14 protein-coding genes are annotated in these 15,004 nt (G+C 74.0%); 5 read left to right on the top strand and 9 right to left on the bottom strand.

From position 1 onward, the window contains the following. The first annotated feature begins 1 nt into the window (after nucleotide 1). A complete protein-coding gene (locus IF61_RS0108585; protein WP_030365676.1) occupies nucleotides 2–1,003 on the top strand; it encodes an ABC transporter permease in 1,002 nt (333 codons plus the stop codon). Nucleotides 1,004–1,020: 17 nt separating this feature from the next. Then, nucleotides 1,021–2,160, top strand: a complete 1,140-nt coding sequence (locus IF61_RS0108580; protein ID WP_030365675.1) for a substrate-binding domain-containing protein — start codon at nucleotides 1,021–1,023, stop codon at nucleotides 2,158–2,160. Nucleotides 2,161–2,167: 7 nt separating this feature from the next. Here the strand turns inward: IF61_RS0108580 and IF61_RS0108575 are convergent, their stop codons facing one another. Then, the gene (locus IF61_RS0108575; RefSeq protein ID WP_030365674.1) at nucleotides 2,168–3,910 is read right to left on the bottom strand and encodes a pyruvate dehydrogenase; all 1,743 of its coding nucleotides are present in this window, start codon (nucleotides 3,908–3,910) and stop codon (nucleotides 2,168–2,170) included. 200 nt (nucleotides 3,911–4,110) lie between these two features. Between IF61_RS0108575 and IF61_RS0108570 the strand changes: the two genes are divergently transcribed. Further along, nucleotides 4,111–4,893: a maleylpyruvate isomerase family mycothiol-dependent enzyme gene (locus tag IF61_RS0108570; RefSeq protein WP_030365673.1), complete on the top strand. Its 783-nt coding sequence runs from the start codon at nucleotides 4,111–4,113 to the stop codon at nucleotides 4,891–4,893. A 47-nt stretch (nucleotides 4,894–4,940) separates the two neighbouring features. Here the strand turns inward: IF61_RS0108570 and IF61_RS0108565 are convergent, their stop codons facing one another. The 6 genes from IF61_RS0108565 to IF61_RS0108540 form a co-directional block, all read right to left on the bottom strand. Beyond that, entirely contained in the window at nucleotides 4,941–5,798 is an 858-nt protein-coding gene (locus tag IF61_RS0108565) for a geranyl diphosphate 2-C-methyltransferase (protein ID WP_030365672.1), read from the bottom strand. Between the two features lie 40 nt (nucleotides 5,799–5,838). Next, on the bottom strand, nucleotides 5,839–6,987 hold the full coding sequence (locus tag IF61_RS0108560) for a family 2 encapsulin nanocompartment cargo protein terpene cyclase (RefSeq protein ID WP_030365671.1): 1,149 nt from the start codon (nucleotides 6,985–6,987) through the stop codon (nucleotides 5,839–5,841). A gap of 32 nt (nucleotides 6,988–7,019) precedes the next feature. Further along, nucleotides 7,020–8,447, bottom strand: a complete 1,428-nt coding sequence (locus IF61_RS0108555) for a family 2B encapsulin nanocompartment shell protein (protein WP_030365670.1) — start codon at nucleotides 8,445–8,447, stop codon at nucleotides 7,020–7,022. 281 nt (nucleotides 8,448–8,728) lie between these two features. Further along, nucleotides 8,729–9,664 (bottom strand): AraC family transcriptional regulator, encoded by a 936-nt coding sequence (locus IF61_RS0108550; RefSeq protein ID WP_030365669.1) that lies wholly within the window; start codon nucleotides 9,662–9,664, stop codon nucleotides 8,729–8,731. 58 nt (nucleotides 9,665–9,722) lie between these two features. After that, nucleotides 9,723–10,649: an NADP-dependent oxidoreductase gene (locus IF61_RS0108545; RefSeq protein ID WP_030365668.1), complete on the bottom strand. Its 927-nt coding sequence runs from the start codon at nucleotides 10,647–10,649 to the stop codon at nucleotides 9,723–9,725. Between the two features lie 123 nt (nucleotides 10,650–10,772). Continuing rightward, complete coding sequence (locus IF61_RS0108540; RefSeq protein ID WP_030365667.1) at nucleotides 10,773–11,327, bottom strand: AAA family ATPase; 555 nt, start codon at nucleotides 11,325–11,327, stop codon at nucleotides 10,773–10,775. Between the two features lie 155 nt (nucleotides 11,328–11,482). On the opposite strand from IF61_RS0108540, the gene IF61_RS0108535 reads away from it, so the two are divergent. Together IF61_RS0108535 and IF61_RS0108530 are read left to right on the top strand one after the other, a co-directional pair. Next, nucleotides 11,483–11,848: a DUF488 domain-containing protein gene (locus IF61_RS0108535; RefSeq protein WP_030365666.1), complete on the top strand. Its 366-nt coding sequence runs from the start codon at nucleotides 11,483–11,485 to the stop codon at nucleotides 11,846–11,848. Between the two features lie 96 nt (nucleotides 11,849–11,944). Next, nucleotides 11,945–13,006 (top strand): NAD-dependent epimerase/dehydratase family protein, encoded by a 1,062-nt coding sequence (locus IF61_RS0108530; protein WP_030365665.1) that lies wholly within the window; start codon nucleotides 11,945–11,947, stop codon nucleotides 13,004–13,006. 62 nt (nucleotides 13,007–13,068) lie between these two features. On the opposite strand, the gene IF61_RS0108525 is transcribed toward IF61_RS0108530, so the two are convergent. After that, a complete protein-coding gene (locus tag IF61_RS0108525; protein ID WP_030365664.1) occupies nucleotides 13,069–14,196 on the bottom strand; it encodes a sensor histidine kinase in 1,128 nt (375 codons plus the stop codon). After that, on the bottom strand, nucleotides 14,189–14,998 hold the full coding sequence (locus tag IF61_RS0108520) for a response regulator transcription factor (protein WP_043188240.1): 810 nt from the start codon (nucleotides 14,996–14,998) through the stop codon (nucleotides 14,189–14,191). Before IF61_RS0108520 ends, IF61_RS0108525 begins: the two co-directional genes overlap by 8 nt. Between the last annotated feature and the right edge of the window lie 6 nt (nucleotides 14,999–15,004).

Raw genomic sequence — 15,004 nt, 5'->3', positions numbered from 1 at the left:
GATGGCGCCGCCCACCCGTCACGCGGTCCGGCACCGGATCGGGCACCTCGTCGGCGCCTACGGCCTCCTGGCCCTCACCGTCCTGCTGTTCGCGGCCTTCTCCCTCGCCCTGCCGGACACCTTCCCCACCCTGGACAACATCTCCGCCGTCCTGTCCAACCACTCGATCCCCGCGATGCTCGCGCTGGGCGCGACGATCCCCATCGCCACCGGCAAGTTCGACCTGTCCATCGGCTACGGCCTCGGGCTCGCGCACGTCGTGGCGATGCAGCTCCTCGTCGCCGGCCACTGGCCGTGGCCCGTCGTCTGCCTCGTGGTGGTCCTCGGCGGTGCGGCCGTCGGCGCCGTCAACGGCGCCGTCGTCGAGTTCGCGCGGATCGACTCCTTCATCGCCACGCTCGGCACCGGCAGCGTCATGTACGCCTTCACCGGCTGGATCACCGGAGGGGCCCGGATCGTCCCCGGCCCGCTCGGCCTGCCGGCCGGCTTCACCGCGCTCTACGACTCCCGGTTCCTCGGCCTGCCGGTCTCCGCCTTCTACGTCCTCGCCCTCACCGCCGTGCTGTGGCTGCTCCTGGAGCGGCTGCCGCTGGGCCGGTACCTGTACGTGATCGGGTCCAACACGCGCGCCGCCGACCTGGTGGGCATCCCCTCGCGGCGCTACGTCACCGGCGCCTTCACCGCGTCCGGCCTGGTCGTCGGCATCGCCGGGACCCTGCTCGCCGCGCAGCAGCGGACCGGCAACCCCAGCGTCGGCATGGACTACCTGCTGCCCGCCTTCGTCGGCGCGCTGCTCGGCTCCACCGCGATCCGGCCCGGCCGCGCCAACGCCGTGGGCACGCTGGTGGCCGTCACCGTCCTCGCCATCGGCCTCGCCGGCATCGGCCAGCTCGGCGCCCGGTTCTGGGTCACGCCGATGTTCAACGGCGTCACCCTGCTCATCGCCGTCGGCCTGGCCGGCTACGCGGCGCGCCGGCAGCTGCGCCACGGAGCCGGCCCGTGAACCGCACGGCCGTGCCGATGGGCGCGGCCGTCCTGGCCGTGGCCGTGGCCGCCCTCACCGGCTGCGAGCGCGGTTCGTCGGCCGGCCCCGCCCCGCCCCCGGCCACGCCGTCGAGGAGCGGCTGCCCCTCGGCCCTGGCCAGGGCCGAGGCGGCCGTCCGGCGGGCCGAACGGACCGACGCCGCGTGGGACGGGCCCACCACCGGGCCCCGGGCCGTCTTCGGCAGGTCCCTCGTCCTCGTCGCGCAGTCCATGACCAACCCCGGCGTCGCGGGCGTCGCCGGGGGCGTGCAGGAGGCGGCGGGGGCCATCGGCTGGGACGTCCGGGTCATCGACGGCCAGGGCACCCCCGCCGGGATCCAGGCGGCGTTCGGGCAGGCCCTCGCCCTGCGGCCCGCGGGCATCGTCATCGCCGGCTTCGATCCCCGCCTGACGTCGCAGCAGGTCGCGCAGGCCGGGGCGGAGCACATCCCGCTCATCGGCTGGCACGCGGTCGCCTCCCCCGGCCCCAGCAGGGACCCCGCGCTGTTCACCAACGTCACCACCCGGGTCGGTGACGTCGCGCGGGTCAGCGCGGACTGGGTCATCGCGCACGCGCACGGCGTCGCCGGGGTCGTCGTGTTCACCGACGCCTCGATCCCGTTCGCCCGGAACAAGTCCGATCTGATCACGAAGGAGCTCGGCACCTGCGCGGGCGTGCGGCTCCTGGCGGAGGAGAACATCCCGCTGGCGGACACGAGCAGCCGGACGCCCCAGGAGGTCTCCTCGCTCCTCTCCCGCTTCCCGGAGCGGTGGACCCACTCCGTCGCCATCAACGACGTGTACTTCGCCGACGCCGCCCCCGCCCTGCGCGCGGCCCGCAGGAAGGGCGCGGGCGCGCCCTTCAACATCGGCGCGGGCGACGGCGACCCGTCCGCCTTCCAGCGCATCAGCAGCCGGCAGTTCCAGGCGGCCACCGTGCCCGAGGCGCTCTCCGAGCAGGGCTGGCAGATCGTCGACGAGTTCAACCGCGCCTTCGCGGGCAGGCCGGCCAGCGGCTACGTGGCCCCCGTGCACATCACCACCGCCGCCAACAGCGGCGGGGCCACGTCCTGGGACCCGCCCGGCTACCGCGCGGCGTACCGGAGGATCTGGGGCGGGTCGGCGCCCGCCGGCTGACCGGTCGTCAGGGGCGCGGGACATTGCGCAGGTTGGAGCGCGCCATCTGCACCATCCGGCCCACGCCACCCTCCAGGACCATCCGTCCCGCCGACAGGGCGAATCCGCCCACCATGTCCGCGGTGATCTTCGGCGGGATCGACAGGGCGTTGGGGTCGGTCACGATGTCCACCAGCGCCGGCCCCTTGTGCCGGAAGGCGTCCCGCAGGGCTCCCCGCACGTGCTTGGGCTTCTCCACCCGTACGCCGTACGCGCCGGCGGCGGTGGCGATCGCCGCGAAGTCGGGGTTGTGGTTGGTGGTGCCGTACGCGGGCAGGCCGCCCACCATCATCTCCAGCTCCACCATCCCCAGGGACGAGTTGTCGAACAGCACCACCTTCACCGGCAGGCCGTACTGGACCAGCGTCAGGAAGTCGCCCATCAGCATGGCGAACCCGCCGTCGCCGGACATCGAGACGACCTGCCGGCCGCGGTCGAGGAACTGGGCCCCGATCGCCTGGGGCAGGGCGTTCGCCATCGAGCCGTGGGTGAAGGAGCCGATGACGCGGCGGCGGCCGTTGGGGGTGAGGTAGCGGGCCGCCCACACGTTGTTCATCCCGGTGTCGACGGTGAAGACCGCGTCGTCGTCGGCCTCCTCGTCCAGCACCGAGGCCACGTACTCCGGATGGATGGGCGTGCGCTTCCCGACCTTCCGGGTGTACGCCTTGACGACGCCTTCGAGGGCGTCGGCATGCTTCGCGAGCATCTTGTCGAGGAACTTCCGGCTGCTCTTGACCTGCACCTTCGGCGTCAGGCAGCGCAGCGTCTCGCGGGCGTCGCCCCACACGGCGAGGTCGAGCGCCGCCCTGCGGCCCAGGTGCTCGGGGCGCACGTCCACCTGCACGGTCTTCACGTCGTCCGGCAGGAAGGCGTTGTACGGGAAGTCGGTGCCCAGCAGGATCAGCAAGTCGCACTCGTGGGTGGCCTCGTAGGCCGCCCCGTAGCCGAGCAGGCCGCTCATGCCGACGTCGTACGGGTTGTCGTACTGGATCCATTCCTTGCCCCGCAGCGCGTGCCCGACGGGGGCCTTCACCCTCTCCGCGAACCGCATCACCTCCTCGTGGGCGCCCGCCGTGCCGCTGCCGCAGAACAGCGTCACCTTGCCCGCCTCGTCGACCATCCGGGCGAGCGCGTCGATCTCGGCGTCCCCGGGCCGTACCGACGGGCGGGCGGTGACCAGGGAGTGCTCGCTCGCGCGTCCGGGGGCCGGCTCGCCCGCGACGTCGCCGGGCAGGACGATGACGCTGACGCCGCCGCGCCCGATGGCGTTCTGGATGCCGGTCCGCAGCACGCGCGGCATCTGCCGGGGGCTGGAGATCAGCTCGCAGTAATGGCTGCACTCGCGGAAGAGCTGGTCCGGGTGGGTCTCCTGGAAGAAGCCGGTGCCGATCTCGCCGCTCGGGATGTGCGAGGCGAGCGCGAGCACCGGGGCCATGGAGCGGTGGGCGTCGTAGAGGCCGTTGATGAGGTGCAGGTTGCCCGGGCCGCAGGAGCCCGCGCAGGCGGCCAGCTTTCCCGTCAGCTGGGCCTCGGCGCCCGCGGCGAAGGCGGCCGCCTCCTCGTGGCGGACCTGCACCCAGTCGACGGCGGGGTTGCGGCGCACCGCGTCCACGACCGGGTTGAGGCTGTCCCCGACGACCCCGTAGAGCCGCCGCACCCCGGCGCGCGCCAGGATGCCGACGAACTGCTCCGCCACCGTCTCCTTCGGCATGGGACCTTCCTCCCGGATCGGCTGCCCGTGCGGACCGGCGTGCGGCCGGTCTCCCCGCCCCTTCCCCCATCCATCCACGGAACACCCGGCGGTGCATCCCGGTGTCCCGGGTGCGGCCGGGCGGAGGGCCTGTGGCAGGCTGCGGGGAGAAGCCCGGCCGGGAGGGCCGCCGGGCCGGACCGAGCGAGGAACGCGGCGACGTGAACACGACGGATCATGCGGACCGGGCGTCCGCTTTTGCCACCCACCGCGACGCCGTCGCCGCGGAGACCGCCCGCTTCGTGCAGGTGCTCCGGGGCGCGGACCTGGCCGCACCGGTGCCCACGTGCCCCGGCTGGACGCTCGCCGACCTCGTCCGGCACACCGGCAGCGTGCAGCGCTGGTTCGCGGCCCTCCTCCGCAAGCGCGTCCAGGAGCGGCCGCTGAGCCGCGAGGTGGAGCTGCGGCTGCCGGAGAGCGAGGACGGCTACGCCGACTGGCTGGCGGACAGCGCCGCCGAGGCCGCGAGCGCGTTCGCGGGCGTCGACCCGGACGCCCCGATGTGGGCGTGGGGCGCCGATCAGCACGCGGGGTTCTGGGCGCGGCGCATGCTGTTCGAGACGCTGGTGCACCGCGCCGACGCGGAGCTCGCGCTCGGCCTCACGCCCGTGATCGACCCCGCACTCGCGACCGACGGCGTCGACGAGTTCCTCGTCAACCTGCCCTTCGCGACGCCCTTCGCCCCCGGCGTGGCCGAGCTGCGCGGCACCGGCGAGACGCTGCGCTTCCGCGCCACCGACACCGGCGGCGACTGGACCGTACGGCTGCGCCCCGACGGCTTCGGCCTCGAACCGTCGCCCGCCGGCGCCGACACGACGGTTCAGGGCTCCGCCGCGGACCTGCTGCTGCTCGCCTACGGCCGTCAGCACCGCGACGCGCCCGCCTTCGAGGTCAGCGGGGACGAGGGCCTGCTGACGCGCTGGGCCGCCCACTCGAAGTTCTGACGGCCGGCGCGCCCCCGGCACTCGGGCCGGGGGCGCGGGCACGCCGGTCAGATGCGGTCGGCGGCGATGAGGAGGTAGTGGAAGCTGCCCTCCTTGTACGCGGTGAGGAACGGCTCCTCGACGCCCGTGGCCAGGGAGGACTTGGCGCGCAGCTCCCAGTACGGGATCGTGGCGGCCGTCAGGTCGACGACGTTGATGGGCACGAGGCCGTTGGCGGCCATGGCCTTGAAGTAGGCGCTGCGGGGGTGGATGTTGCAGGTGTAGTGCTCGTCGATGCGGCTGACCGCCTTGGAGCGCAGGCCCGTGACGTCGTTGGAGCAGCCGGTGATGGTGACGTAGCGGCCGCCGAAGGCCAGCTGGCGGGCGTGCTCGGCGAAGAGCTCGAACAGGTCCACGTACATGGTGGACTCGTTGTTCCAGATGCCCTGGAAGGCGCCGGTGGGCAGGCCGGTGTCCAGCATGTTGGCGAAGTGGTAGCGGACCTTGTCGTCCACGCCGCGCTTGCGGGCCTGCTCGTTGGCGAAGTCGACCTGGGACCGGGAGATGGAGACGCCGTCGGCGCGGCAGCCGAACCGGGCGTTGGCCATGATGCTGGTGCCGCCGCGGCCGCAGCCGGCGTCCAGCAGGCGGTGCTCGGGGGCGATGGGGCCCAGGTGGTCGAGGAGGACGTCGGCCTGGGCCGACTCCAGCCGGTGCAGCTCCTCGGTGATGCGCGCGTCGCGGCCGGCCTCGGGGCCCTCCAGGACGGACGGGTCGTAGTCGCCGAGCCCGTAGTGGTGGTGGTAGAGCCCGTCGACGTCGCCCAGCTGCAGGTTGACCGGGTCCTTCTCGTTGTTCCAGTACTCGGCGACGGCCTTCTGGTAGGCGGTGCGCAGCACGGGGGCGGGGGCGGGGGCGGTGGACATGGACGTGCTCCTTAGGACGTGCAAGGAAGGTGAGGCCGGTTCAGGCGTTGTTGTAGCGGGGGCTGCCGCTGTGCCACGCGCGGTTGCCGCCGAGCCAGGCCCACACCCCCGCGAGGAAGCGGCGCAGCTGCGGCGAGCCGGTGAGGGCGAGGGCGGCCGCCTCGGCCTCGTAGCTGCGCACCAGCTCGTCGTGGACCTCCGCGCTGCGCTCGATCGCCTCGCGGGGCGAGCACCGCTCCCGCTCGGCGATCACGGCCGGCAGGTTGAACTCCACGCCGGTGGCGTGGTGTTCCTTGGTCATGGAGTACAGGTCGTTGACGAGGGTGGCGGCGGTGGCGGCCATGGTCACGGCGCGGCGCACGCGCGGATCGGCGTACTCGGCCGCGGGGAGCGCGTAGCCGCCCACCACGTCGGCCAGCGCGATGCAGGGCAGGAAGCTGTTGGTCTGCCGGTGCGCCAGGTATTCGGGGACGGTGGGCAGGTACTCCCGCGAGCGCCAGGAGCCCTCCTGGCCGTAGCCGACGAAGAGGACGGCGACCTCGTGGCGGAGCCGGGCCAGCTGGGACGGTTCCGCGTAGCGGGCCAGGTGCCCCAGTGCGGAGCGCAGGGCGACGCGGACGGGGTCGCCCTGCATCTCCCGCTCCCAGGCGAGCGCGTAGCGGGCGGGCAGGTGCGCGGGGTCGAGGGCCGCGTAGGCGGGCCCGAGGTGCGAGCCCAGGAGTTCGGGCCCGGCCCCGTCGTCGCAGTAGTAGTCGTCCGTGGCCCACTCCGCGAGGGCGCACTTGCCGGCCGCGAGCAGCCGGTCCGGGTCGTCGGTGTCGGGGTGGGCCAGCATCATCAGGCGCCCGAAGCCGGCCGCGCGGACGCGGTCGAGCCGTCCGTCGTAGATGCCGGTCTCGCCGGCCCAGGCCAGCAGGCGGTCGTTGACCTCCCGGGCGAGGGCCGGGTCGTCCCGGAGCGCGGGCGGGCAGTACAGCTCCGGGACGCGGTACGAGGAAGAGGGGGCGGCGGGCGCGGCCGGCCGCCGGGGCGCGACCCGGGCCGCGGAGGTGCCGAGGCCCGTCGGCCCGGCGGACGGGCGGAGCGTCCTGGGCGCGGCCGGGACGCCCTGGTGGGCCAGCAGCGCCGCCGCGAGCCGCGCCGCGTCGTGGCGGGCCGTGGGCGCGGTGATCCGGGACAGCAGTGACACGGTTCTTCTCTCTGTGCCGGGGGCGGTGCCCGTCAGGACGGGGTGTGGAAGACCTCGGCGTTCTCGAGGACGCCGAGCGCGTCGGGCACGAGGACGGCCGCCGAGTAGTAGGTGCTGACCAGGTAGGAGATGAGGGCCTGGTCGTTGATGCCCATGAAGCGCACGTTCAGGCCGGGCTCGTACTCGTCGGGGATGCCGGTCTGCCGCAGGCCGACCACGCCCTCCTCGGCCTCGCCCAGGCGCAGGGCGAGGATGGAGGAGGTGCCTTCTTCCGAGACGGGGATCTTGCCGCAGGGGAGGATCGGCACGCCGCGCCACGCGGGCACCGCGTGGCCGCCCACGTCGGCGCTGTCGAAGGCGAGGCCCCGCTTGTTGCACTCGCGGGCGAAGGCGGAGACGGCCCGGGGGTGGGCGAAGAACGCCTTGGTCCCGCGCCGCATGCTCAGCAGCTCGTCCATGTCGTCGGGGGTGGGCGGGCCGGAGTGGGTGGAGATGCGCTGGCTGTGGTCGGCGTTGTGCAGCAGGCCGAACTCGGGGTTGTTGACGAGCTCGGACTCCTGGCGCTCGCGCAGGGCCTCGATGGTCAGCCGCAGCTGCTGCTCGACCTGGTCCATCGGCTCGTTGTAGAGGTCGGCGACGCGGCTGTGCACCCGCAGGACCGTCTGGGCCACGCTCAGCTCGTACTCGCGCGGGGAGAGTTCGTAGTCGACGAAGGTGCCGGGCAGCACGGGCGCGCCGGTGTGCCCGGAGGCGAGGGCGATCTCCGCCTCGCCCTTCTTGTTCTGCGGGCGGTCCTGCTCGGCCTCGCGCCGGCGGACGTGGGCGCGCAGCCGCTCGTTGCGGCCCGCCACCTCCTCGTACGCGGCACGGGGCAGGGCCAGTACGGTGCACGCCGTCATCGCGCGCGCCGTGAACTCCCAGGTGCCGGGCGTCGCGGCCACGGCCCGGCCGCCGAAGAAGCCGCCGTCGGCGAGCACACCGCGCCGGGTCTCCTCGCCGTACTTGCCGGTGCCCGCCTTCTCGACCTTGCCGTGCGCGATGAGGTAGACGTGGTCGACGGTGCGGCCGCGTTCGGCGATCACCTGACCGGGCTCGTACTCCTCCTGCCGGCAGCGCTCGGCCAGCGCCCGCAGCGCCTCGGCGTCGTCGAACCCGCGCAGCAGCGGCAGTTCGCCCAGCTCGGCCGGGACGACCTTGACCGCGGCCCCTTCCTGGACGAAGGTGACCCGGCCGTCGCCGACCTCGTACACCAGGCGCCGGTTGACGCGGTACGTGCCGCCCTTCACCTCGACCCAGGGCAGGGTGCGCAGCAGCCACCGCGAGCTGACGCCCTGCATCTGCGGGGCGGTCTTGGTGGTGGTCGCGAGGTTCCGCGCAGCGGCGATCCCCAGGCTGAGCTGTGCCCGGCCCGCCTGCTGCTCGGGCTGCTCCGGCTGCTGCCGGTGCGCTGCGGTCGGCATCCCGGTCCTTTCCCTCTGGTCCGTCTGGGCGCGTGCGTCAAGAAGGAGCCCCCGGATTAGCCCGTTCGGGCTATGGGGCTCCTGCCGCGCAAGTGAAGCAGCGCGTAATGATGTTGGTCGAGACGGCTGGGACCGTACCGTCGCTTTTGCGCCATCACTCGAATGGGACTCGTGCGGCGCGATGCGGGCCCGGTGCTGGTGGGAGCGGTGGCGATATCCGCTATGCCATGATCTGGGAGTGCGGCCGAGGTGGCCGATAACGTACTGTCAGGCCGCCTATTTCAGACGGCGCGTGCGTTGCGGCGGTAGCCGCCGGGGGCCTGGCCGTACTCGCGCTTGAACGCCTTGGCGAAGGCGTACTCGGAGCCGTACCCGGAGCGGGCCGCGACGGTCGCGAGCGGGGCATCGGACTCGCGCAGCAGCCTGGCGGCCGTGGTCATCCGCCAGCGGGTCAGATAGGCCATGGGCGGCTCGCCCACGAGGGCGGTGAAGCGGCGTGAGAAGGCCGCGCGGGACAGGCCCGCCCGGCCGGCCAGGGACTCGACCGTCCACGGTGCGGCCGGGGCCTCGTGGACGGCGGCGAGGGCCGGCGCCACCGCGGAGTCGCTGAGCGCGGCGGCCCAGCCCCTGGCCTCCGTCGCCGGCTGGTCCTCGATCCAGGCGCGCAGGATGTAGAGGAGCAGCGAGTCGATCAGCGCGGGGACGATGCCGGCCGATCCGATGCGGGGGTTCTCCAGCTCCGAGCCGAGGAGCTGGACGGCGGCGCACAGTTCGGAGTGGCGGCCGTGCCGGGTGGACAGGTGGATGATCTCGGGGAGCTGCCGCACCAGGGGGTGGGGGCGCCCCTGGTCCAGGTGGTAGTGGCCGCACAGGAGGCTGGTGCTGGGGCCGTCGGCGCCGATCGTGACCGTGCCGAGCGGCGCGCCCGGGCGGAACTCCGCGGGCTGCGCCTCCTGGGGCGGGGTGGAGGGGTGGTCGGCGAGGACGTGCCCCCGGCCGTCGCGCAGGAAGACCACGTCGCCCGGGCTGAGGGCGATCGGCTGCGCGTGCGGCGCGTCCCCCTCGGGGACGAGCCAGCAGGTGCCGTAGAGGACCACGTGGAAGCCGGCGCCGGCGACCGGGGAGAGGCGCAGGCCCCAGGGGGCGCGACCGTGGGTGCGGACGGACCTGGGCAGGCCGGTCCGCATCGAGCCCAGCGTCTCGCTCAGGATGTCCACTGCCGTCCCCTCTCCCACCGGGCGCCCAGCCTACGGCGTGCTCAGACCGGTCAACGGGTCAGTCGACGGTCAGGACGATCTTCCCCTGGGTCCGTCCCGACGCGACCCGCTCGTGGGCCGTGGCCGCCTCGGCGAGCGGGAACGTCCCGGCGACGTGGGGGCGGATGCGGCCGGCGTCCACGAGGGCGGCGATCGCCTCCAGCGAGGCGTAGTCGGGCTCGACGGCGATGCCGGCGAAGCGGCGGCCGGCGGCCTCGATCCGGGCGGCGAGCTCCCGGTCCCCGTGCTCCATGATGCTGACGAGCGTGCCGCCGGGGCGCAGGACGGACAGGGCGCGCACGCCCTCGGACGAGGAGTCGAAGACGACGTCGGCGTCCTTGACGGCCTCGGTGTAGTCGGTGGTGCGGTAGTCGATGACCTCGTCGGCGCCCAGGCCCCGGACGAACTCGTGCTTGGGGGAGCTCGCCAGGGCGGTCACGTGGGCACCGCGGGCCTTGGCGATCTGGACGGCGAGGTGCCCGACGCCGCCGGCCGCGCGGTGGATCAGCACCCGCTGCCCCTCGCCGAGCCCCGCGGCGTCCACCAGGCCCTGCCAGGCCGTGAGCGCGGCGAGCGGGAGGGCGGCGGAGTGCACGTGGTCCAGGGTCGCGGGCTTGCGGGCCACCTGGCGGGAGGGCACGGCGACGTATTCGGCGTAGGCCGTGGCGGCGCGCGGGAAGAACGGCATGCCGTACACCTCGTCCCCCGGCCGGAAGCGGGCCCCGGCGCCGGCCTCCTCGACGACGCCGGAGATGTCCCAGCCGACCCCGAAGGGCGGCTCGCCGAGCAGCGGGTAGGCACCGGACCGGACGCCCACGTCCACCGGGTTCACGGAACTGGCGCGGACCCGGACGAGGACCTCCCCGGGAAGCGGGGTGGGACGGTCGATCTCGGCGACCTCCAGGACCTCGGGGCCTCCGAAGGACTTCTGGATGACAGCGCGCATGGTGGGTCTCTCCCTGGTGGGTTCCTGTTGTGCACCCCACGTTAGGGAGATCGAATGAGCCGATGAATATCCCTGGATCTTCAGAAGATGTCCCATCGTCTTCGCTGCCGGGATGCTGGACCATCAGCCCTTCGCCAGGACGGCGTCGACCGTCTCCTCCAGGGTCATCCGGGAGGTGTCGAACCACGTGCCCCGGCCGCCGAGCTCGGTGCGCATCGCCTCGTCCAGGAACGACCAGTCGTCCGCCAGCACCTTGTCCCGCTCGGCCACCCGCCGGGCGACGACCTCCGCCGACGGCGCGAGGACGATCAGGCGCAGCGGCAGGTCCTTCAGGTGCTCCAGGTAGAAGTCGAGGTGTGCGCGCCGGACGACGACGTCGTCGATGACCGGGACGACGCCCGCGGCATGGAAACTACGCGCCAGGACCGACGCGTTGCGGGCCCTCAGCAGCAGCTGGCGGTCGGCTTCGAGGTCCGCCTCCGGCGAGGGCAGGCGGCCTCCCGCGACGATCAGTTCCTGGAGGTGGTCGCCCTCGATGTGCGCGCCGAGGGCGAACCGGCGGGCCAGCCCCGCCGACACCGAGCTCTTCCCCGACCCCGGGATGCCGATGACGAGATAGGCGGCGGAGGCGGGTCGTGCGGTGTCGACGTCCTGGCCCTGGAACGAGGTTTCCGGCATGCGTCCTTTACTCCTTGTCGCGTCGTGGGGCGACGGTCCCGTCCCCGGAGCCGATCCTTCCTCCGATCCTGCGGCCGGGCAAAGGAATTGCCCTGCCGGTCCGCCGCGCCGCCGCTCCGGGTGCGTTCCGGCCGCCCGGCGACGACGATGGGCTCATGGCGCGGTCACGGCGGGTGCAGATGCGGAGGGTCTACGATCCGCCCGGAGAGGCGGACGGCAGCCGGGTGCTCGTCGACCGCATCTGGCCGCGCGGGCTGAGCAAGGAAGCGGCCGCGCTGGACGAGTGGTGCAAGGACGTCGCGCCCTCCACCGGGCTGCGCAAGTGGTACGGGCACGACCCCGCCCGCTTCGAGGAGTTCGCCCGCCGCTACCGCACCGAACTCCGCGACGAACCCCACGAGGCCGCTCTCCGGCACCTCAGGGAGCTGTCCGGGCACGGCACGCTCACCCTGCTGACCGCGACCAAGAGCCGCGACATCAGCGCGGCGGCCGTGCTCCGGGAGGTACTGACGCAGAACTGAGGAGCGTACGGGCCGGTGGGCAAGGCTTCTTACGGAGTGGTGACGTACCGCGCGCAGCCGGGCCGGGTGGCCGCCGGCGGCCCTAACGTCGGACGCATGCGCGTACTCGTCACCGGAGGAGCGGGCTTCATCGGCTCGCACATCGTTTCCGCCCTGCTCGCCCGGGGGCACGACCCCGTCGTCCTCGACGCCCTGCTGCCCGCCGCCCACCCGGTGCGGCCTCCCGTGCCCGAGGGCGTGGCCTGGTGCGAGGCCGACGTACGCGATCCCGCCGGTGCCGCTCGGGCGCTGCGCGGTGTCGACGCCGTCTGTCACCAGGCGGCGATGGTCGGTCTGGGCAAGGACTTCGCCGACGCTCCGGCCTATGTGAGCTGCAACGACCACGGCACGGCCGTGCTGCTGGCGGCGATGGCCGGTGCCGGGGTGCGCGGTCTCGTCCTGGCCGGGTCCATGGTGGTCTACGGCGAGGGGCGCTACGACTGCGCGGAGCACGGCCCCGTCCGCCCCGGGCCCCGGCGGGCCGGGGACCTCGAAGCGGGCCGCTTCGAGCCCCTGTGCCCGCGCTGCGGCAGGCAGCTCGCGCCGGGGCTCGTCGGCGAGGACGCCGCGGCCGACCCGCGCAACGTGTACGCGACGACGAAGCTCGCCCAGGAGCACCTGGCGTCCTCGTGGGCGCGGATGACGGGCGGCCGTGCCGTGTCGCTGCGCTACCACAACGTCTACGGGCCGGGGATGCCGCGCGACACCCCGTACGCGGGTGTCGCCTCGTTCTTCCGCTCGGCCCTCGCGCGGGGCGAGGCGCCGCGCGTCTTCGAGGACGGGCGCCAGCGCAGGGACTTCGTGCACGTCCGCGACGTGGCCATGGCGAACGTCCTCGCGCTGGAGGGGCTCGGCGCCCGTCCCGCGGGAAGCTCGCGGACGTACAACTGCGGGAGCGACACGCCCCGCACGATCGGTGACATGGCCCGAGCCCTGAGCGGGGCCCGCGGCGGGCCGGACCCCGTGGTCACCGGCGAGTTCCGGCTCGGGGACGTCCGGCACATCACGGCGACCTCGCGGCGGCTCCGCGAGGAGTTCGGCTGGTGTCCGCAGGTGGACTTCGCGGCGGGCATGGCGGAGTTCGCGCACGCCCCGCAGCGGCGGCCGGCGAGCGGGTGACGCGCGAGCCCGGGCACCGGCCTCGTGCCGGTGCCCGGGCTGCCGTGGGCTTGAGGCAGGCGCTACGGCGCTGCCGGCAGGACGACCTCGAACCGGCAGCCGCCCCGCACGTTGCAGACCGTCGCGCGTCCCGCGTGGGCCTCGACGATGCCGCGCACGATCGCCAGGCCGAGGCCCGCGCCCGCGGGCGGCGTGCGGGCCTCGGAGCCCCGCCAGCCCGTGTCGAAGACGCGGGGCAGGTCCTCCTCGGAGATGCCGCCGCAGGCGTCGGTGACGGACAGGACGACCGTGTCCGTCGCCTCCTCGTGCCGCGCGGCGATCGCGACGGTGCCGTCGGCGGGTGTGTGGCGGATGGCGTTGACCAGGAGGTTGCCCAGGACCCGGGTCATCTCCCGGCCGTCGACCTCGACGGGCACGCCGTCCGCCTCTTCCCCGAGGTTCTCCCCGACCAGACGGACGCCGTGTTCGCGGGCCAGCGGCTCGGCCCCGGCGAGGGCGTCGCCCACCAGGTCGTACACGGACATCCGGCTCGGGCTGAGGGAGAGCGTGCCCGCGTGGATGCGGGAGAGCTCGAAGAGGTCGCTCACCATCCCGTTGAGCCGGTCGGTCTCGGTGCGGATCTGCCGGTGGTACCGCGCCGGGTCCTCGACGACGCCGTCCTCCAGGGCCTCCGCCATGGCGCGCAGCCCGGCCAGCGGGGTGCGCAGGTCGTGCGAGATCCAGGCCACGAGTTCGCGGCGCGAGGCGTCGAGGGCGCGCTCCCGTTCCCGGGACTCCTCCAGTTTGGCGCTGGTGGCGGCCAGTTCCCGCCCGAGCGCGGCCAGTTCGGCGGTGGCGTTGCCGTCCGGGGCCGCGAAGCTGCCGCTGCGGCCGAAGTCCCGCGCGGCCAGGGTCAGGGCGTTGCTGCGGGCCACGACCCAGCGGCCGAGCAGCAGCGCGGTGGCCAGGGAGACCACGGCGGCCATGGCGCACACCGTCGTCACGACGGTCAGGTCGTGCGAGGACAGGAACATCGCCCAGGCCACGGTCAGCGTTCCGGCCAGCATCGCCGTCACCGACACGGCGGCCACGACCGTCAGGGACACGGCGACCGAGCGGTGCCGGAGCAGCCGCAGGGCGAGCGCGCCGAGCGCTCCGGCCGCGGTCGCTCCGGCGAGGGCGTAGAGGGCGATCAGCACGATGTCACGCATCGGTCCCGGCCTCTTCATCGCGCACGGTGCCGGCGGTCCCGGTATCGGCATCGGAGCCGCCACCGTCCCCGTCCCCGGTATCGGCATCGGCATCGGCATCGGCATCGGCATCGAAGCGGTAACCGACGCCCCACACCGTCCGGATGAAGCGCGGCCGGGCCGGGTCGTCCTCGATCTTGGCGCGCAGCCGTCGGACGTGCACGGTCACGGTGGACAGGTCCCCGAACTCCCAGCCCCACACCTTGTGCATCAGCTCCTCGCGCCCGCAGGCCCGCCCCGGGTGCCGCAGCAGGAAGGCGAGGAGGTCGAACTCACGGAGGGTGAGGGCGAGCGCCGCGCCGTCCTTGGTGGCCTGCCGCGCCACGGGGTCGAGGACGATCCCGGCGGCGCGCAGCGCCGGGGCGGGCGGCGGCACGTCGGCCCGGGACCGGGCCCGGCGCAGCACGGCTTCCGCGCGCAGCACCAGCTCCCGGGGGCTGAAGGGCTTGGTGACGTAGTCGTCGGCGCCGATCTCCAGCCCGAGGATGCGGTCCTCCTCGTCGCCCCGCGCCGTCAGCATGATCACGGGTACGGGTCCCCCGGCCCGCAGCCTGCGGCAGACTTCCAGGCCGTCCATGCCCGGCAGCATCAGGTCGAGCAGGACGAGGTCGGGTCGCACGGCGGCGGCGAGCTCCAGCGCCGCCGGGCCGTCGGCGGCCCGGTCGACGGCGAAGCCGGCCCTGCCGAGGTAGCCGGAGACGACCTCGGCGACGGTCGGGTCGTCGTCGACGACGAGGACACGGGCGGGAGATTCGTTGTGCATGCCTCC

Source organism: Streptomyces roseoverticillatus (genome assembly GCF_000719265.1).
GTDB lineage: Bacteria > Actinomycetota > Actinomycetes > Streptomycetales > Streptomycetaceae > Streptomyces > Streptomyces roseoverticillatus.
This window is presented reverse-complemented; position numbering and strand designations above follow the sequence as displayed.

Excerpts from the sequence above, each read along its gene's own strand:
- IF61_RS0108525 (WP_030365664.1), bottom strand. The coding sequence starts at position 14,196 with ATGCGTGACATCGTGCTGATCGCCCTCTACGCCCTCGCCGGAGCGACC.
- IF61_RS0108530 (WP_030365665.1), top strand. The coding sequence starts at position 11,945 with ATGCGCGTACTCGTCACCGGAGGAGCGGGCTTCATCGGCTCGCACATC.
- IF61_RS0108565 (WP_030365672.1), bottom strand. The coding sequence starts at position 5,798 with ATGTCCACCGCCCCCGCCCCCGCCCCCGTGCTGCGCACCGCCTACCAG.
- IF61_RS0108575 (WP_030365674.1), bottom strand. The coding sequence starts at position 3,910 with ATGCCGAAGGAGACGGTGGCGGAGCAGTTCGTCGGCATCCTGGCGCGC.
- IF61_RS0108580 (WP_030365675.1), top strand. The coding sequence starts at position 1,021 with ATGGGCGCGGCCGTCCTGGCCGTGGCCGTGGCCGCCCTCACCGGCTGC.
- IF61_RS0108535 (WP_030365666.1), top strand. The coding sequence starts at position 11,483 with ATGGCGCGGTCACGGCGGGTGCAGATGCGGAGGGTCTACGATCCGCCC.
- IF61_RS0108585 (WP_030365676.1), top strand. The coding sequence starts at position 2 with ATGGCGCCGCCCACCCGTCACGCGGTCCGGCACCGGATCGGGCACCTC.
- IF61_RS0108520 (WP_043188240.1), bottom strand. The coding sequence starts at position 14,998 with ATGCACAACGAATCTCCCGCCCGTGTCCTCGTCGTCGACGACGACCCG.
- IF61_RS0108540 (WP_030365667.1), bottom strand. The coding sequence starts at position 11,327 with ATGCCGGAAACCTCGTTCCAGGGCCAGGACGTCGACACCGCACGACCC.
- IF61_RS0108545 (WP_030365668.1), bottom strand. The coding sequence starts at position 10,649 with ATGCGCGCTGTCATCCAGAAGTCCTTCGGAGGCCCCGAGGTCCTGGAG.
- IF61_RS0108555 (WP_030365670.1), bottom strand. The coding sequence starts at position 8,447 with ATGCCGACCGCAGCGCACCGGCAGCAGCCGGAGCAGCCCGAGCAGCAG.